At 48.7% G+C, this 3,642-nt stretch carries 3 protein-coding genes; 1 reads left to right on the forward strand and 2 read right to left on the reverse strand.

All coding sequences use genetic code 11. The annotated features are described in order from the left end of the window. Positions 1–107 precede the first annotated feature (107 nt). Together bfr (HMPREF3050_RS00780) and bfr (HMPREF3050_RS00785) are read right to left on the reverse strand one after the other, a co-directional pair. Positions 108–581: a bacterioferritin gene (bfr, locus tag HMPREF3050_RS00780; protein ID WP_003765819.1), complete on the reverse strand. Its 474-nt coding sequence runs from the start codon at positions 579–581 to the stop codon at positions 108–110. A gap of 22 nt (positions 582–603) precedes the next feature. Beyond that, positions 604–1,068: a bacterioferritin gene (gene bfr, locus HMPREF3050_RS00785; protein ID WP_070773129.1), complete on the reverse strand. Its 465-nt coding sequence runs from the start codon at positions 1,066–1,068 to the stop codon at positions 604–606. A gap of 622 nt (positions 1,069–1,690) precedes the next feature. Here bfr (HMPREF3050_RS00785) and typA point away from each other — a divergent pair. Then, positions 1,691–3,502, forward strand: coding sequence for a translational GTPase TypA (typA, locus tag HMPREF3050_RS00790; RefSeq protein ID WP_070773130.1), 1,812 nt, complete (start codon positions 1,691–1,693; stop codon positions 3,500–3,502). Positions 3,503–3,642 lie beyond the last annotated feature (140 nt).

Below are 3,642 nucleotides of genomic sequence, written 5' to 3' on the forward strand. Positions count from 1 at the left end.
TGTCCTGATTTAAATTTAATCCACTATATTAAAAGAAAAACGGCATATCCGAAAGGATATGCCGTTTATGGGTGCAGGGACTGCTATATTTGGCAGTGGTTTGTGTTTTAGTCCTCTTGCGCCGCTGTTTGCAGGTAGTTCGGCAAACCGACTTTGCCAATCAGTTCCTGCTGAGTTTCCAGCCAGTCGATGTGTTCTTCGTTGATGTCTTTTTGTTTTTCCAACAAATCACGGCTGACGTAGTCTTGCTGTTGTTCCGCGATGGCGATGGCAGCGATGAGGGCATCGTGTTTTTCCTGTTCTTTTGTCAAATCGCAGGTCAGGATTTCCTCAGTTGATTCGCCGATCAGCAGTTTGCCCAATTCTTGCAGGTTAGGTAGACCTTCCAAGAACAAAATACGCTCGATTAAATCGTCTGCGGATTTCATTTCGCGGATGGACTGTTTGAAGAAATGTTCGCCCAATTCTTCAAAGCCCCAGTTTTTCAAAATGCGGGCATGCAGGAAGTATTGGTTGATGGTAACCAAGAGCAAGCCCAAGTTTTTGTTCAGCTCGCGGATAACTAAGCGATCGCCTTTCATTTTCAGCTCCTTATACGCTTAATTACAGTTGGCTTTGGTAGTAGTTGCCTTCGCCGACGAGTTCGATCAGACGCAGTTGTTGTTCCAGCCAGTGGGCGTGATCTTCTTCAGTGTCTTTCAACTGGGCAATCATCAAATCACGGGTAACGTAGTCTTGTGCTTCTTCGCACAGTTTGATGCCTTTTTTCAACGCATCGCGTACTTCGTATTCGGTGTTCAAATCCGCTTTCAGGCAGGAAATCACGTCGGTACCGATGTTCAGTTCGGCACGGGTCATTTTAGGTGTACCGCCCAGCATCAGGATACGGCGGATGAAGTCTTCGGCGTGGGTGGTTTCTTCTTCCATCTCATGATTCAGACGCTCGAACAGTTTGTTGTAGCCCCATTCGGAGTACAGGCGTGAGTGGATGAAGTATTGATCGCGTGCAGCCAGCTCGCCGGACAACAGTTCGTTCATACAATCGATAACAGCTTGATTGCCTTGCATAATTCTTTCTCTTTCTTTGAAATTGTAAAGTGTCTGTAAAAAACATTGCGTGTTGTTTCTTGATGGCTGAATTGTATGAAAAAGCCTGACGCTTGACAAATTTTCTATTTAAAATACAAACAATTATCAAAAGAAACAGAAGCCTTAAAAGGTCGTCTGAAAATTCAATATCTTGTTTTATATAGATATTTGTTGCCATTGGTATTAAGAATCCATTTCAACATTCAAAAACATTTACACTCTTTAACCATAAATAAAAGCAAATAAATTACAAAACCCAATCAAATTTTATTATTAATTATTCTCAAATGCTTTTATAGTGGATTAACTTTAAATCAGGACAAGGCGAAAGCCGCAGATACAGTACAGATAGTACGGAACCGATTCACTACCTTAGAGAATCGTTCTCTTTGAGCTAAGGCGAGGTAACGCCGTCCTGGTTTAAAGTTAATCCACTATATCGTCAAACTGTGCCGCAGTACGCATATAGTGAATGACGGTTGAACCGGAACAAACGCCGTACCGATTCAAATTTAATCTACTCCCCCTCCGTCCGATAAGATGAACCGTGATATAATCGCGAGTTACTTTTTGATAAAAATCATTTGAAATACATATCACCATGAAACAAATTCGCAACATTGCCATCATCGCCCACGTCGACCACGGCAAAACCACATTAGTTGACCAACTGCTGCGCCAATCCGGTACATTCCGCGCCAACCAGCAGGTTGACGAACGCGTGATGGACAGCAACGACCTTGAAAAAGAACGCGGCATTACCATCCTCGCCAAAAATACCGCCATCGATTACGAAGGCTACCACATCAACATCGTCGACACTCCGGGACACGCCGACTTCGGCGGCGAGGTGGAGCGCGTTTTGGGTATGGTGGACTGCGTCGTATTGTTGGTGGACGCGCAGGAAGGTCCGATGCCGCAAACCCGTTTCGTTACCAAAAAAGCCTTGGCTTTGGGACTGAAACCAATCGTCGTCATCAATAAAATCGACAAACCGTCCGCCCGTCCGAGCTGGGTCATCGACCAAACTTTCGAACTCTTCGACAACTTGGGCGCAACCGACGAGCAATTGGACTTCCCGATTGTCTACGCTTCCGGCCTGTCCGGTTTCGCCAAACTGGAAGAAACCGACGAGAGCAACGACATGCATCCGCTGTTCGACACCATCTTAAAACACACACCTGCACCGAGCGGCAGCGCAGACGAAACGCTGCAACTGCAAATTTCCCAACTCGACTACGACAACTACACCGGCCGCCTCGGCATCGGCCGTATCCTGAACGGACGTATCAAACCCGGCCAAGTCGTTGCCGTGATGAACCATGATCAGCAAATTGCCCAAGGCCGCATCAACCAGCTTTTGGGTTTCAAAGGTTTGGAACGCGTGCCGCTTGAAGAAGCCGAAGCCGGCGACATCGTGATTATTTCCGGTATTGAAGACATCGGTATCGGCGTGACCATCACCGACAAAGACAACCCCAAAGGTCTGCCGATGTTGAGCGTGGACGAACCAACGCTGACCATGGACTTTATGGTGAACACCAGCCCGCTGGCGGGTACCGAAGGCAAATTCGTGACCAGCCGCCAAATCCGTGACCGCCTGCAAAAAGAATTGCTGACCAACGTCGCCCTGCGCGTGGAAGATACCGCCGATGCCGACGTGTTCCGCGTATCCGGACGCGGCGAACTGCACCTGACCATTTTGCTGGAAAACATGCGCCGCGAAGGCTTTGAACTGGCAGTCGGCAAACCGCGCGTCGTGTACCGCGACATTGACGGTCAAAAATGCGAACCTTATGAAAACCTGACCGTAGACGTACCGGACGAAAACCAAGGTGCGGTAATGGAAGAACTCGGCCGCCGCCGCGGCGAACTGACTAATATGGAAAGCGACGGCAACGGCCGTACCCGCCTCGAATACCATATTCCCGCGCGCGGCTTAATCGGTTTCCAAGGCGAATTCATGACCCTGACGCGCGGCGTCGGCCTGATGAGCCATGTGTTTGACGACTACGCGCCTGTGAAACCCGATATGCCCGGCCGTCACAACGGCGTACTGATTTCCCAAGAGCAAGGCGAAGCCGTCGCCTATGCCTTATGGAATCTGGAAGACCGCGGCCGTATGTTCGTATCGCCCAACGACAAAATCTACGAAGGCATGATTATCGGCATCCACAGCCGCGACAACGATTTGGTGGTCAACCCGCTCAAAGGTAAAAAACTCACCAACATCCGCGCCAGCGGCACCGACGAAGCCGTGCGCCTAACCACGCCGATTAAGCTGACGCTGGAAGGCGCGGTCGAGTTTATCGACGATGACGAACTCGTTGAAATCACGCCGCAGTCCATCCGTCTGCGCAAGCGTTACCTGAGCGAACTGGAACGCCGCCGCCACTTTAAAAAGCTGGATTGATTCAACTAGGCTGTTGATGAAATGAAAAAAGGTCGTCTGAAATTTTCAGACGACCTTTTGATTGTTCGCTATTTGTTCCCGTACAAAATTGCCGTTTATAGTGGATTGAGACCTTTGCAATAACATGGGTTACTAAAATT

The organism is Neisseria sp. HMSC065D04 (assembly GCF_001815675.1).
In the GTDB taxonomy this organism is placed as follows: domain Bacteria; phylum Pseudomonadota; class Gammaproteobacteria; order Burkholderiales; family Neisseriaceae; genus Neisseria.

Excerpts from the sequence above, each read along its gene's own strand:
- bfr (WP_003765819.1), bottom strand. The coding sequence starts at position 581 with ATGAAAGGCGATCGCTTAGTTATCCGCGAGCTGAACAAAAACTTGGGC.
- bfr (WP_070773129.1), bottom strand. The coding sequence starts at position 1,068 with ATGCAAGGCAATCAAGCTGTTATCGATTGTATGAACGAACTGTTGTCC.
- typA (WP_070773130.1), top strand. The coding sequence starts at position 1,691 with ATGAAACAAATTCGCAACATTGCCATCATCGCCCACGTCGACCACGGC.